The organism is Mycobacterium sp. Root265 (assembly GCF_001428895.1).
GTDB lineage: Bacteria > Actinomycetota > Actinomycetes > Mycobacteriales > Mycobacteriaceae > Mycobacterium.
On sequence record NZ_LMJA01000030.1, the window covers coordinates 34,956 to 47,697 of the forward strand.

The 12,742-nt window shown below is 65.1% G+C and carries 13 protein-coding genes; 12 read left to right on the top strand and 1 reads right to left on the bottom strand.

Annotated elements, in window-relative coordinates; all coding sequences use genetic code 11:
- Window positions 1-14: 14 nt before the first annotated feature.
- From ASE48_RS22775 to ASE48_RS22825, 11 genes are read left to right on the top strand one after another with little or no spacing between them, the layout of a single operon-like run.
- Window positions 15-1,184: a thiolase C-terminal domain-containing protein gene (locus tag ASE48_RS22775; RefSeq protein ID WP_057169445.1), complete on the top strand. Its 1,170-nt coding sequence runs from the start codon at window positions 15-17 to the stop codon at window positions 1,182-1,184.
- On the top strand, window positions 1,174-1,983 hold the full coding sequence (locus ASE48_RS22780; RefSeq protein ID WP_057169980.1) for an MlaE family ABC transporter permease: 810 nt from the start codon (window positions 1,174-1,176) through the stop codon (window positions 1,981-1,983). The genes ASE48_RS22775 and ASE48_RS22780 overlap by 11 nt, the downstream gene beginning before the upstream one ends.
- Before the next feature lie 4 nt (window positions 1,984-1,987).
- Window positions 1,988-2,845, top strand: a complete 858-nt coding sequence (locus ASE48_RS22785) for an MlaE family ABC transporter permease (RefSeq protein WP_057169446.1) — start codon at window positions 1,988-1,990, stop codon at window positions 2,843-2,845.
- 12 nt (window positions 2,846-2,857) lie between these two features.
- Complete coding sequence (locus tag ASE48_RS22790) at window positions 2,858-4,045, top strand: MCE family protein (RefSeq protein WP_057169447.1); 1,188 nt, start codon at window positions 2,858-2,860, stop codon at window positions 4,043-4,045.
- Entirely contained in the window at window positions 4,042-5,067 is a 1,026-nt protein-coding gene (locus ASE48_RS22795) for an MCE family protein (protein ID WP_057169448.1), read from the top strand. The genes ASE48_RS22790 and ASE48_RS22795 overlap by 4 nt, the downstream gene beginning before the upstream one ends.
- Entirely contained in the window at window positions 5,067-6,149 is a 1,083-nt protein-coding gene (locus ASE48_RS22800) for an MCE family protein (RefSeq protein WP_057169981.1), read from the top strand. Before ASE48_RS22795 ends, ASE48_RS22800 begins: the two co-directional genes overlap by 1 nt.
- Window positions 6,149-7,606: an MCE family protein gene (locus tag ASE48_RS22805; RefSeq protein ID WP_057169449.1), complete on the top strand. Its 1,458-nt coding sequence runs from the start codon at window positions 6,149-6,151 to the stop codon at window positions 7,604-7,606. The genes ASE48_RS22800 and ASE48_RS22805 overlap by 1 nt, the downstream gene beginning before the upstream one ends.
- Window positions 7,603-8,922 carry an MCE family protein gene (locus tag ASE48_RS22810; RefSeq protein WP_057169450.1) on the top strand — a complete coding sequence of 440 codons (1,320 nt, stop codon included), beginning with the start codon at window positions 7,603-7,605 and terminating at the stop codon, window positions 8,920-8,922. Before ASE48_RS22805 ends, ASE48_RS22810 begins: the two co-directional genes overlap by 4 nt.
- Window positions 8,922-10,673 carry an MCE family protein gene (locus tag ASE48_RS22815; RefSeq protein WP_057169451.1) on the top strand — a complete coding sequence of 584 codons (1,752 nt, stop codon included), beginning with the start codon at window positions 8,922-8,924 and terminating at the stop codon, window positions 10,671-10,673. Before ASE48_RS22810 ends, ASE48_RS22815 begins: the two co-directional genes overlap by 1 nt.
- 17 nt (window positions 10,674-10,690) lie before the next feature.
- Window positions 10,691-11,161 (top strand): hypothetical protein, encoded by a 471-nt coding sequence (locus tag ASE48_RS22820; protein ID WP_057169452.1) that lies wholly within the window; start codon window positions 10,691-10,693, stop codon window positions 11,159-11,161.
- 2 nt (window positions 11,162-11,163) lie between these two features.
- The gene (locus tag ASE48_RS22825; protein WP_057169453.1) at window positions 11,164-11,598 is read left to right on the top strand and encodes a hypothetical protein; all 435 of its coding nucleotides are present in this window, start codon (window positions 11,164-11,166) and stop codon (window positions 11,596-11,598) included.
- Between the two features lie 7 nt (window positions 11,599-11,605).
- Here ASE48_RS22825 and ASE48_RS22830 read toward each other — a convergent pair whose 3' ends face one another.
- Window positions 11,606-12,007 (bottom strand): hypothetical protein, encoded by a 402-nt coding sequence (locus tag ASE48_RS22830; RefSeq protein WP_200962239.1) that lies wholly within the window; start codon window positions 12,005-12,007, stop codon window positions 11,606-11,608.
- 190 nt (window positions 12,008-12,197) lie between these two features.
- Between ASE48_RS22830 and ASE48_RS22835 the strand changes: the two genes are divergently transcribed.
- On the top strand, window positions 12,198-12,716 hold the full coding sequence (locus ASE48_RS22835) for a hypothetical protein (protein ID WP_057169454.1): 519 nt from the start codon (window positions 12,198-12,200) through the stop codon (window positions 12,714-12,716).
- Window positions 12,717-12,742: the final 26 nt, after the last annotated feature.

The window sequence follows — 12,742 nt, forward strand, 5'->3', positions numbered from 1 at the left end:
ACCGAGGGGAGGTCATGAGAAACGTCGCCATCGTCGGCGCGGGAATGACCACCTTCGGTGAGCACTTCGCGCTCGGACTCAAGGATCTGCTGCCACTGGCGTTCACCGATTGTGTGCGCAGCATCGACAAGGGCCTGGACAAGTTCGACCTCCAGGCAGCGTGGTACGGCTCGATGGGTACCGCCGACGGGTTCCCGGCGGGGATCCTCGCCGACACTCTGGGGCTGCCCGACATTCCCGTGACACGTGTCGAGAACTCTTGTGCCACCGGTAACGACGCCGTGCGCAATGCGCTGTTCGCGGTTGCCTCCGGCGCTTTCGACGTGGCACTGGTGATGGGGGCCGACAAGCTGCGCGACACCACCTCGGCCGACATGCTGTGGGAGTGGGAGGCAATGGCGCGCGACAAGGCCTGGGACTACCCGTTGGGCCTGGTGGCGCCCGCGGGTTTCGCCCTGCACGTGCGCCGCTACCTGCACGAGTCACCGGCGACCCGCGAACACCTGGCCATGATCGCGGTCAAGAACCACCGTCACGGGGTCACGAACCCCAAGGCCCGCTTACGGTTTGAGATCACCCTGGAGCAGGCCATGGCGGCACCGGTGGTGGTCACCCCTTTCCACGTCTACGACTGCGCGCCGCAGAGTGACGGTGCCGCCGCACTGGTGATCGCCGCCGAGGACGTGGTGGAACGTTTCACCGACAGGCCGGTCTGGATTCGAGGTGTCGGCCTGGGGCTGGATTCGGTGATGCATCAACACAAAGAGGACCTGACCACCTTCCCGGCAACCGTCCGGGCCGCCAAACAGGCCTTCGGAATGGCAAATATGACGCCAAAGGATATTGATGTCGCCGAAGTCCACGATTTCTTCACCGGAATCGAGTTGATCAGCTATGAAGATCTTGGCTTTGCTGACCGCTTCGACGCGTACAAACTCGTCGAGGCGGAAGTCACCAGCGTCGGGGGAGCGCTGCCGGTGAATCCCAGTGGAGGTTTGAAGTCCAAAGGGCATCCACCGGGTGCCACCGGTGTGGCACAGTGCGTTGAGCTGTTTCAGCAGCTGCGCGGCGAGGCCTTCAACCAGGTGGATGGAGCCCGAGTCGCGTTGGCGCACAACGTAGGCGGCCCGACAGCAGTTGCAGCAGTCACGATCTTGGAAGGACCCGGTGGGCATGGTAGGTAAGGGTCCGGACCGCTGGACACCCGGAATCGCGATAGCGCGTAACGCCTCAGGGCCGATGCAGGCCGTGGGTGGCCTGTTCGCGATGAGTGCGGACGCGGTCAAGTACCTGTTTCAGCGACCGTTCTTCTGGCGCGAGTTCCTGGAGCAGGCCTGGTTCGTGGCCAAGGTGGCACTGGGACCGACACTGTTGGTGGCGATCCCGTTCACCGTGCTGGTGTCGTTCACGCTGAACATCCTGCTGCGCGAGCTCGGCGCCGCCGACCTGTCCGGGGCCGGTGCGGCATTCGGCGCGGTGACCCAGGTGGGCCCGATGGTCACCGTGCTGATCGTGGCCGGCGCGGGCGCGACGGCGATGTGCGCGGACCTGGGGTCGCGCACCATCCGCGAGGAGATCGACGCGATGGAGGTGCTGGGCATCAACCCGGTGCAGCGGCTGGTGACGCCCCGCATGCTGGCCTCGGGGCTGGTGGCATTCCTGCTCAACAGCCTGGTGGTCATCATCGGCATCCTGGGCGGCTACTTCTTCTCGGTGTTCGTCCAGGACGTCAACCCCGGCGCGTTCGCGGCCGGGATCACGCTGCTGACCGGTGTGCCGGAGGTCATCATTTCGTGTGTGAAGGCCGGGCTGTTCGGCCTGATCGCCGGATTGATCGCCTGCTACCGAGGTTTGACGATCAGTGGCGGCGGCGCGAAAGCCGTCGGTAACGCAGTGAACGAGACGGTGGTGTACGCATTCATGGCGCTGTTCGTGGTCAACGTGGTGGTCACCGCCATCGGCATCCAGCTGACGGACAGCTGATCACATGGGCAACGTCGCAGTACTGAAGTCGACCTACCCGCGGCTGGCGCGCAGCTTCAAGCGCCCGGTCGTCACGCTGGCCTCACTCGGTGATCACACCCTGTTCTATGCCCGGGCGGTCAAGGGCATTCCGCTGGCCGCGATGCACTACCGGCGTGAGGTCATCCGGCTGATCGCGGAGATCTCGATGGGCGCCGGAGCGCTGGCGATGATCGGCGGCACGTTGGTGATCGTCGGGTTCCTCACCCTGGCCACCGGCGGCACCCTTGCCGTGCAGGGATATTCGAGTCTGGGCAATATCGGTATCGAGGCGTTGACGGGCTTCCTGTCCGCGTTCATCAACGTGCGCATCGCGGCACCGGTGATCGCCGGGATCGGGCTGGCGGCCACCTTCGGCGCCGGTGTGACCGCGCAGCTGGGCGCGATGCGGATCAACGAGGAGATCGACGCGCTGGAGGCCATGGCGATCCGGCCGGTCGAATACCTGGTGTCCACCCGGATCGTGGCGGGCATGATCGCGATCACCCCGCTGTACTCGATTGCGGTCGTGCTGTCGTTCCTGGCCAGTGAATTCACCACCACGGTGCTCTTCGGTCAGTCGGGCGGGCTGTACTCGCACTACTTCAACACGTTCCTCAACCCGATCGACCTGTTGTGGTCGTTCCTGCAGGCGATTCTGATGGCGCTGGCGGTGCTGTTCATCCACACCTACTTCGGGTTCTTCGCCACCGGCGGACCGTCCGGAGTCGGTGTGGCGGTGGGCAACGCGGTGCGGACCTCACTGGTCGTGGTGGTGTCGGTGACGCTGTTGGTGTCCCTGGCCATCTACGGCTCCAACGGCAACTTCAACCTGTCGGGCTAGGGGCAACGGTCGATGAAGCAAACCAACAAGAGTGCCGTGGCCGGCCTGGTCACGGTGGTGGTGATCGGGCTGATCATCGGGCTGTCGGTCGCGCTGTTTCGCGGAGACTTCACCAAGAGTGAACCCGTCACGCTGATCTCGGACCGTGCCGGTCTGGTGATGAACCCCGACGCCAAGGTCAAGATGCACGGTGTCGAGGTGGGCAAGGTCGCCGCGATCGAGGCGCTGCCGGATGGACGAGCCGAGCTGAAGCTGGAGATGAACCCGGGGCAGCTGAAGCTGATCCCGTCCAACGTCACGGCCGACATCGCGTCGTCGACCGTGTTCGGCGCGAAATTCGTGGAGCTGCTGCCTCCCGAGAACCCTTCCGCGGCAAGGATGTACGCCGGACAGGTGCTGGAGGGCCAGCACGTCACGGTCGAGATCAACACGGTCTTCCAGCAGCTCACCCGCGTGCTCGACAAGATCGATCCGACCAAGCTGAACGAGACGCTGGGAGCCATGTCGGCGGCCTTCGGCGGCCGTGGCGAGAAGATGGGGCAGACGCTCAGCGATTTCGAAGCGCTGCTGGCCAAGCTGGAACCCAGCCTGCCCAACATGGCGCGTGATATCGAGAACACCGCCGTTGTAGCCGGTGGTTACGCCGACGCGGCGCCGGATCTGCTTCGGACGCTGGACAATACGACACAGATCAGCCAGAGCATCATCGACGAGGAGCAGAACCTCGACGCCTTCCTGGTCAGCATGATCGGGCTGGCCGATATCGGTAACGAGGTGCTCGGCGGCAACCAGCCCGCGCTGAGCGAAACGCTGCGGCTGCTGGCGCCGACCACCGACCTGCTCAACGAGTACGCGCCCGGCCTCAACTGCGCGCTCGAGGGCATGCTGTTCGTGCACAATCAACCACCGCTGCCCGATCCGGGTGTGCTGGTCAACGTGGCCTTCACGCTGGGAATCGAGCGCTACCGCTACCCGCAGAACCTGCCCAAGGTGGCCGCCAAGGGCGGGCCCAACTGCATGGGATTGCCCTACATCGGATTCGGTAACCGGGCGAAGTACCTGGTCACCGACACCGACGCCAACCCGTGGCAGTACGGCAACCAGGGCATCCTGCTCAACTCCGACGGACTCAAGCAGATGTTGTTCGGCCCGTTGGACGGTCCGCCGCGCAACACCACACAGGTAGGACAGCCGGGATGACGCGCGCCACCAGCACTCTCATCAAATTCGCGGTGTTCGCCACCGTGATGGTGCTTCTCACCGCGTTCCTGTTCATGGCGTTCGGTCAGTACCGCAGTGGTTCCACCAACGGCTACTCGGCGGTGTTCACCGACGCGTCCCGGTTGGAAACCGGTGATTCGGTCCGCGTCGCCGGTGTGCGGGTGGGCACTGTCAACGAGGTGGCACTCCAGCCCGACCGGTCGGTGCTGGTGTCCTTCGACTCCGACCGCGCGATCGGGCTGACCACCGGCACCAAGGCGGCGGTGCGCTACCTGAATCTGGTGGGTGACCGCTACCTGGAGCTCATCGACGGACCCGGATCGACTCAGCCGCTGCCGGCGGGCTCGCAGATCCCCAAGGACCGCACCGCGGGAGCGCTGGATCTCGACCTGTTACTCGGTGGCCTGCGGCCGGTGATCCAGGGGCTCAACCCGCAGGACGTCAATGCGCTGACGACATCGCTGATCCAGATCCTGCAGGGCCAGGGTGATTCCCTGAGCTCGCTGATGACCAAGACCTCGTCGTTCTCGAACACGCTGGCCGACAACAACGAGGTCATCCAGGAGCTCATCACCAACCTGAACACGGTGGTGGACACGCTGGCCAAGGACGGCGACAAGTTCTCGGCCACTATCGACCGGCTCGAACAGCTGATCACCGGACTGTCGCAGGACCGCGACCCGATCGGCGAGGCGATCACCGCGCTGGACAACGGCACATCGTCGATCGCCAGCCTGCTGACCGAGGCCCGGCCGCCGCTGAAAGGCACTGTCGACCAACTCAATCGGATGGCCCCGCTGCTCTACGACGGACGGGCTGGTTTTGACGCCGGTCTGCAGAAGGCGCCTGACAACTACAGGAAGCTCGCGCGGCTGGGCTCCTACGGCAGCTGGATCATGTACTACATCTGTGGACTCTCAATTCGCGTCACCGACCTGCAAGGCCGTACGGCGGTGTTCCCCATGCTCAAACAAGAAGCAGGAAGGTGCGGGGAGCCCTGATGCTGAAGTACCGCGGAGCCAATCTCATCAAGGCCGGAATCATGGGCGTGGTCTTGATCGTGCTCGTCATCTCGGTCGGTCTGCAGCCCGAGAAGCTGATCCAGTGGGCCACCTCGGTGCGCTATCAGGCACTGTTCACCGAGGCCGGCGGCATTGCCATCGGCAACGACGTGACCATGTCGGGCATCAAGATCGGTTCGGTCACCGATGTCTCATTGGAAAACGGTGATGCGCTGGTCAAGTTCACCACCGCGGGCAAGTACCCGGTGGGTTCGCAGACCACCGCCCACATCCGGACCGGGTCGCTGCTGGGCGAGCGGGTGCTGACCCTGGAGTCGGCGGGAAGCGGCACGCTCAGCCAGAACGACGTCATCCCGACATCGCGGACCTCCTCGCCGTATTCCCTCACGGACGCCGTCAGCGATCTGACCAGCAATACGGCCGGCACCGACACGGGCCAGCTCAACCAGTCGCTGGACACTCTGTCGGCGACGATCGACCAGCTGGCCCCGCAACTGGGACCCACCTTCGACGGTCTGAGCAGATTGTCGAAGTCGATCAACGGTCGCAACGAGGATCTGGCCACCCTGCTCAAGAGTGCCAGCGAGGTGTCCGTTGTCCTCGGGGAGCGCAGCACGCAACTGAACACGTTGATTCTCAACGCCAACGACCTGCTCGGAGTCCTCGATGACCGCCGCGGCGCCATCGTCGACCTACTGGCCAGCACCACGGCGGTGTCACAGCAGCTGACCGGGCTGGTCGCCGACAACGAGGCACAGTTGGCACCCACCCTGGAGCGGCTGAATGCGGTCACCGAGGTGCTGGAGAAGAACCGCGACAACATCTCCAGCGCGCTGCCCAACGTCAAGAAGTTCATGCTGTCCCAGGCCGAGACGCTGGCGAACGGTCCGTTCTACAACGCCTTCGTGCCCAACCTGCAACCGGCGCAGCTCCTGCAGCCCTTTATCGATTACGCGTTCGGCTTCCGGCGCGGGGTCAACGCGGGGCAGCCGCCGGACAACGCGGGCCCGCGTGCTGAGCTACCGCTGCCCTACAACGGAATTCCCGGAGGTTCGCGCTGATGAACCGCAAACGTTCGACGATCCTGGCCGTAGCCGTGGTCGCGGTTCTGGTGGCGGGCGCCGGATTCCTGGCGCGTGAGCTGTATTTCGGGCCCCGCACCATCTCGGCGCTGTTCACCACCGCCACCGGCGTGTACCCGGGTGACGAGGTCCGGGTGTCCGGTGTTGTCGTGGGCACCATCGAGTCGATCGAGCCGGAGGGCACCCAGACCAGGCTCACGCTGAAGGTCGACCGCGGCGTCGAGGTCCCCGCAGACGCGAAGGCGGTGCTCGTGGCCCCCAACCTGGTGGCGGCCCGCTATGTCCAGCTGGCCCCGGCCTACCGGTCGAGCGGTCCGACATTGCCCGACGACGCGGTGATCCCCTTGGAGCGCACCGCAGTTCCCGTCGAATGGGACGAGGTGAAGACGCAGCTCACCCGACTGGCGACCGACCTCGGTCCGCAGAGCGGGGTGTCCGACACTTCGGTGGCCAGGTTCATCGACAGTGCCGCCAACGCCTTGGAGGGCAACGGGCCGAAGCTGCACGACACCATCAACGAACTGTCCGGTGTGGCCCGGGTGCTCGCCGAGGGCAGCGGTGACATCGTCGACATCGTCACCAATCTGCAGAAGTTCGTCACCGCGTTGAAGAACAGCGACCAGCAGGTGGTGCAGTTCCAGGACCGGCTGGCGACTTTGACCAGCGTCGTCAACGGCAGCGGGGACGATATCGATGCCTTGGTCAAGGAACTCTCGGTGGCGATCACCGAGGTGCAGCGTTTCGTGGCGGGCAGCCGCAACCAGACCTCCGAGCAGGTCCAGCGATTGTCCAACGTCACCCAGAACCTGGTCGACAACAAGATCAACCTGGAGAACGTGCTGCACATCGCGCCGAACGCATTCCTGAACGGCTACAACATCTACAACCCGTCCACCGGCAGCGCCGTCGGCCAGTTCGTGTTGAACAACTTCTCCGACCCAGTGTCGTTTGTCTGCTCAGCCATCGGGGCGATCGAGAACACCACGGCACCGGAGACCGCGAAACTGTGCTCGCAGTACATGGGCCCGGCCCTGCGGTTGCTGAACTTCAACCACCTTCCGTTCCCGATCGCGCCGTACCTGATGCCCTCGGCCGCACCGGAAGACATCGTCTACTCTGAACCCGGTCTGATGCCCGGCGGGGCCGGCGGATCGCCGGAAGCGCCCGATCTGCCGCCGACGCTGTCGGCGTACAACGGCGGACCACCGCCACCGCCGCCCTTCACCGGCCGGCCGCCGGGGACCCCGCCGCCGGGAGCACAGCAGATGCTGCCCGGTGCTCCACCGGTCTCGGTGCTGCCGCCCAATGTGCCGTCGTCATTGCGCGACATGCTCAATCCGGCAGGGACGCTTCCCGGCCCCGCACCCGATGCGCCCCCGCCACCAGCGGCAGCGGATGCACCGTTGCTGCCAGCGGAAGGAATGCCCCCAGCATGAGAGGCAGACGATCGATCGTGGCCGTCGGAGTGTGTGTGGCGATCACCAGCTCCGGGTGTGCCTTCCAGGGTGTGAACTCGCTGCCGCTGCCCGGTGCCGTCGGCAGAGGGTCGGACGCGCACGTCTACCAGGTAGAGATCGCCAATGTGGCCACCCTGGAACCGAATTCGCCGGTGATGCTCGACGACGTCGTGGTCGGCAGCGTTCGCAGCCTGTCGGTCAAGGACTGGCACGCCATCATCGAGGTATCGGTGAAACCCGACGTGGTCATACCGGCCAACGCTGTGGCCAGCGTGGGCCAGACCAGCCTGCTCGGGTCCATGCACGTGGCACTCAATCCGCCCATCGGCGAGTCGCCCGAGGGCAAACTGCCCCCGGGGTCGACGGTGGCGCTGGCTGATTCGTCGACCTACCCGTCGACCGAGCAGACGCTGGCCTCGCTGGCGGCGGTCGTCAACGGTGGCGGGCTGGGCCAGATCGGCGACGTGATCCACAACTTCAGCACCGCCGTCAGCGGGCGCGAGACCGAGATACGGGACCTGATCACCCGGTTGGACACCTTCGTCGGTGTGCTGGACGGGCAGCGCGGCAACATCGTTGCCTCCATCGAGTCGCTGAACAGACTGTCCTCCACCTTCGCCGGCCAGCGGGATGTCATCAGCCGGGCACTGGACAAGATCCCGCCCGCGATGGACGTGCTGATCAAGGAACGTCCCCAATTGGTGACGGCGCTGCAGAAGCTCGGCACCTTCGGTACGACGGCCAGTCGGCTCGCCAACGAATCGCAGGCCGATCTGGTGCGGAACCTGAAGAATCTGGAACCTGCGATCAAGGCGCTCGCCGATGTGGGCAAGCAGCTCCCCGATGTCCTGGAGTACGCGGTGCACTTTCCGTTCACCCAGAGCTTCATCGACCGCGCCATCCGTGGCGACTACTACAACCTGTTCGCGACCATCGACCTCACCGTGCCGCGACTCAAGCGCAGCCTGTTCCTGGGTACACGCTGGGGTGAGTCCGGGCTTCAACTCGTTCCCGCGCCGGGGGATCCGCCGTATCTGAACTACACCTACGATCCGCTCAAGACGGGTGTCGAGCCGCCGCCGCCGGAGGTCATCAATCCGGGTGAGCCGCCGGCCGCGCCACCACCACCTCCTTTGCCGACGGGGCCGGTGCTGCCGTTCACCCCGCCGGTGAGCACGGTGGGTGGGCCGTTGCAGGTCGCCACGCCGATGGCCGGCGGTGCGGCACCCATCTTTGCGGGACCGTATGGACCGCAAGGTAATCCACCTGTCGCGCCGTCCGCTGGAGGCCGCTGATGTTGACCCGGTTCGTTCGAATCCAACTGATTCTGTTCACCATCGCGTCGGTGATCGGCGTCTCGGTGATGGTCTTCTCCTACATGCAGGTACCCACCCTGCTGGGATTGGGGCGCATCACCGTCAAGGTGGAGCTGCCTGCCACCGGAGGCCTGTACCGCTTCAGCAACGTCACCTACCGCGGCTCGGAGATCGGCAAGGTCACCTCTGTGGAGCTGACAGACAGGGGAGCGCAAGCCACGCTGTCGCTGGAGACCTCGCCGGAGATCCCGGCGGACCTCAAAGCCGAGGTCCGCAGCATGTCGGCCGTCGGTGAGCAGTTCGTCGAGCTGTTGCCCCGCACCGATTCCGGGCCGTTCCTGAAGAACGGTTCGGTGATCACCCAGGACAACACCTCCGTGCCGCAGAAGGTCGGGCCGATGCTCGATCAGGTCAGCGCGTTGATGGACACCATTCCCCAGGACAAATTGAGTCAGCTGCTCGACTCGACCTACGAAGCGTTCAACGGCACGGGCTACGCATTCGGCTCGTTGCTGGACTCCGCCGAGACGATCACCAAGGACTTCAACGGCGTTTCCGATCAGTTCCGCTCCCTGGTCGACGACTCCGGACCGTTCCTGGAAGCACAGGCGCAGACCACCGAGCAGACCCGGACCTGGGCGGCCGGCCTGGCCGGTATCACGGATCAGTTGGCGGACAACGATGTCCACGTCCGGTCGATCCTGCAGAACGGTCCCGGATTCGCCAGTGAGACCTCGATGCTGCTCAACGATCTCAAGCCGACGCTGCCGGTGCTGCTGGCCAACCTGACCACCATCGGGCAGATCGGTGTCACCTACAACTCCTCGCTTGAGCAGCTGTTGGTGTTGTTGCCGCCGTACGTCTCCCAGATCCAGACCTACGCGCCGACCAACAATCCCACCGGTCTGCCCAACGGTGAGTTCTCGCTCGGGCTCGGCGATCCGCCGTCCTGCACCGTCGGGTTCCTGCCGCCCTCGGCCTGGCGTTCTCCGTCCGACACCACCACCATCGACACCCCGGACAACATCTACTGCAAGCTGCCCCAGGACTCGCCGATCGCGGTGCGTGGTGCACGGAACTATCCCTGCCAGGGTCATCCCGGCAAGCGGGCACCCACCGTCGAATTGTGCAACGATCCGCGCGGTTTCGTGCCGCTGGCGCAGCGCCAGCATGCGCTGGGGCCGTACCCGATCGATCCCAACCTCATAGCGCAGGGCGTTCCTCCGGACACCCGCGTGCTGCCGGACGAGAACATCTACGGTCCGCTGCAGGGCACTCCGCTACCGCCGGGGGTGAACGTGCCACCGCCCGGTCCGCCGCCGGCGCCGGAGCCGCCCGCCAGTTTCCCGGGAATGGCGCCCGGGCCGATGCTGCCGGGCCGACCGCTCTACACCGAGCCGCCGGTGGTCGGTCAATTGCCGCCTCCGGAACCGGATTACAGCGCCGTACCGCTGGCCCCCGGTGACCTGCCGCAGGCCACCCAGGTTCCGCAATTCCCGGACACCTACGTCAAGGTGCCCGAGGGCGGAGCACAGCCGCCGCCACCTGATGTTCCCGCGCCGGCCGCTGCGCCGAGTGCCTTCGAAGGTGCAGGCGCACAGGCTCCCTCGATGGCGGTCGCCAAGTACAACCCGCGCACCGGCGAGTACATGGGCGCCGATGGCCACCTGTACCGACAGACCGATCTGGTGAACACCGCGTCGTCGTGGCAGGACCTGATGCCGACATGAGGGGCAGGAGGCGTTCGATGAAAGCGTTGAAAGCAGGCGCCGTGCTCGGCGCAGTGGGGGCGGCGGTGGCCGTCGGAGTAGCACCGCCCGCAGCCGCGACGATGTATCTGGGCAACTACGGGGTCAACATCCCGGACCGGCGCGACTTCCACACCTGGATCTGGTCGGCGCTGACACCGTGTGAGGAAGAAGATCGCACCGTCATCCCCGACTGCATCAACATCCTCACCATCCCGCAGCCGGTAGCCAAGGCGGAGTACACGCACGCCAACGCCACCATGGTGGACGGTCGGTGGACGATGACCATCGACGATCCGTTCGGTCTGCGCTGCGGCAACATCTATTACGGCCCGACGGTACCCACCCACGATGTGTATTCCTGGGATGCAACGACTTTGGCGGGCCAGATGGTCTCCAGCTTCGCCGCCGGTTGCGATGGCGCACCCGGTGGGTCGCTGACCTATCCGTTCAACCTGACGAGGATGTGACGATGCGTCGTGAATTGCCGCTCTGGGGCGCGCTGACGATGTTGTGCGGTGCCGTCGTCACCGCCGCGCCGGCGGCGGCCGAACCGCCTCCTCCGCCGCCGCCACCGTTGCGGCACGTGCAGTACATCGTGACCGCGGATTCCCCGTTCTACGTGGACATCTACTACCGCGAGGCCGATCCGCCGACCTGGTCGGACTACAGTCACAATCCGTATCAGTTCAGCCCCCGTGCGCAGGTCGAGGTCGCACCCGAGCACCCGTGGGTATTCGATGCGATGCTGGCCGATCCGGACATGTGGGCGATGGTCACCGCCCAGAGCGGCGAGTCCCCGAATCTGACGCCCCCGACGATCTACTGCACATTGGCCGTAGACGGTGTGGTGCTCAAGACCGACAGCGGGCCCAAGGGCGCGCTGTGCTCGCTGCGGAGCTGGTAGCGCGGTGTCAGGAATCCCCGCGCCGCCAGCGCGTGTCGCCGTTCATCGCCACGCAGCTCAGGAACAGGCCATCGGGCGCCTGGGCCACGGCGTTGTTCTCGTTGATGCAGAGGCTGTTCTCGTCACGGATGCCCATCATCGGTGGCGAGCGGAACCAACGCGGCTCATAGCGCCGCGGCGAACCGCAGAACACCAGTCGGCCCCAGCCGTTTCGGGCGTCGACACCGAACACGAAGTACGTCGTGTTGGTGCACGTGTTGCCGAGGATGGCGTTCGGGTTGATCCCGGGAGTGCAAAAAGCGTCGTTGCAGGTTTGCGGTTCCGCAATCGCCTGCGGGGCATTGGCCTGCGGAGTCACCAGCACTCCGGCGGCGATCAGCGCACTGGTCGCCCATACTGTCACGCGCACATTTCTTACTCTCGCACACTTGGAAACGAAATTCTTCTTTCTGGAGAAGATTGCTCCAACAAGGGATCTCAGCTTGGCTGGACGGTGACCGCCGAGCCGTCCCGATCTGATCGATACCCGCGGTCGGGGTGTCTGTCGCTGTTATTCTCCGAAACAGAGAATGCCACTATCGCAGTAGAGGAGCGGTTCAATGTCGGCCAGTAAGGTCTGCGCGGTCATTGCCTCCGCGACGTTCATCGCGCTCGGAGGGGCATCGCCGGTCAGTGCCGACCCGCTGGGTCCCGAACAGCAGTGGGGGATCAACGGAACGTTCCTCACGTCGTCCAACGGGGACTGGGCGCAGTTGAACCAGCGTTACGAAGATCAGCCGTCCACGCGCAGCACCTGGACCATCTCGACGCAGTGTGTCTCCCCGTCGGACTGCACCGGCACGGTGAACAGCGACGCCGGCTGGAGCGCCCCGATCTACACCACGAACGGACTCTGGTACGTCAAACGTAAGGTGCCCAACTGGCGGTTCTGCGCCGACGGTGTGCCGGTGGAAGGGTTCCAGACCTACAAGTTCTATCCGGTGGGCGCCAACGGCCACGTCGATGGGGATGCCAAGGAGTACACCGGATTCGACAAGACGATCGGGCCGAGCGGCTCCTGCGGGCGCAACCAGTGGCCGGTCATCGAGATGCCGTTCTACATGAAGCCCGCCGGCTGACCTCACCCGCCAGAAACGACTTCGGC

Bases quoted from the DNA above. Each gene is read 5' to 3' on its own strand.
- ASE48_RS22775 (WP_057169445.1), top strand. From the start codon at position 15: ATGAGAAACGTCGCCATCGTCGGCGCGGGAATGACCACCTTCGGTGAG.
- ASE48_RS22780 (WP_057169980.1), top strand. From the start codon at position 1,174: ATGGTAGGTAAGGGTCCGGACCGCTGGACACCCGGAATCGCGATAGCG.
- ASE48_RS22785 (WP_057169446.1), top strand. From the start codon at position 1,988: ATGGGCAACGTCGCAGTACTGAAGTCGACCTACCCGCGGCTGGCGCGC.
- ASE48_RS22790 (WP_057169447.1), top strand. From the start codon at position 2,858: ATGAAGCAAACCAACAAGAGTGCCGTGGCCGGCCTGGTCACGGTGGTG.
- ASE48_RS22795 (WP_057169448.1), top strand. From the start codon at position 4,042: ATGACGCGCGCCACCAGCACTCTCATCAAATTCGCGGTGTTCGCCACC.
- ASE48_RS22800 (WP_057169981.1), top strand. From the start codon at position 5,067: ATGCTGAAGTACCGCGGAGCCAATCTCATCAAGGCCGGAATCATGGGC.
- ASE48_RS22805 (WP_057169449.1), top strand. From the start codon at position 6,149: ATGAACCGCAAACGTTCGACGATCCTGGCCGTAGCCGTGGTCGCGGTT.
- ASE48_RS22810 (WP_057169450.1), top strand. From the start codon at position 7,603: ATGAGAGGCAGACGATCGATCGTGGCCGTCGGAGTGTGTGTGGCGATC.
- ASE48_RS22815 (WP_057169451.1), top strand. From the start codon at position 8,922: ATGTTGACCCGGTTCGTTCGAATCCAACTGATTCTGTTCACCATCGCG.
- ASE48_RS22820 (WP_057169452.1), top strand. From the start codon at position 10,691: ATGAAAGCGTTGAAAGCAGGCGCCGTGCTCGGCGCAGTGGGGGCGGCG.
- ASE48_RS22825 (WP_057169453.1), top strand. From the start codon at position 11,164: ATGCGTCGTGAATTGCCGCTCTGGGGCGCGCTGACGATGTTGTGCGGT.
- ASE48_RS22835 (WP_057169454.1), top strand. From the start codon at position 12,198: ATGTCGGCCAGTAAGGTCTGCGCGGTCATTGCCTCCGCGACGTTCATC.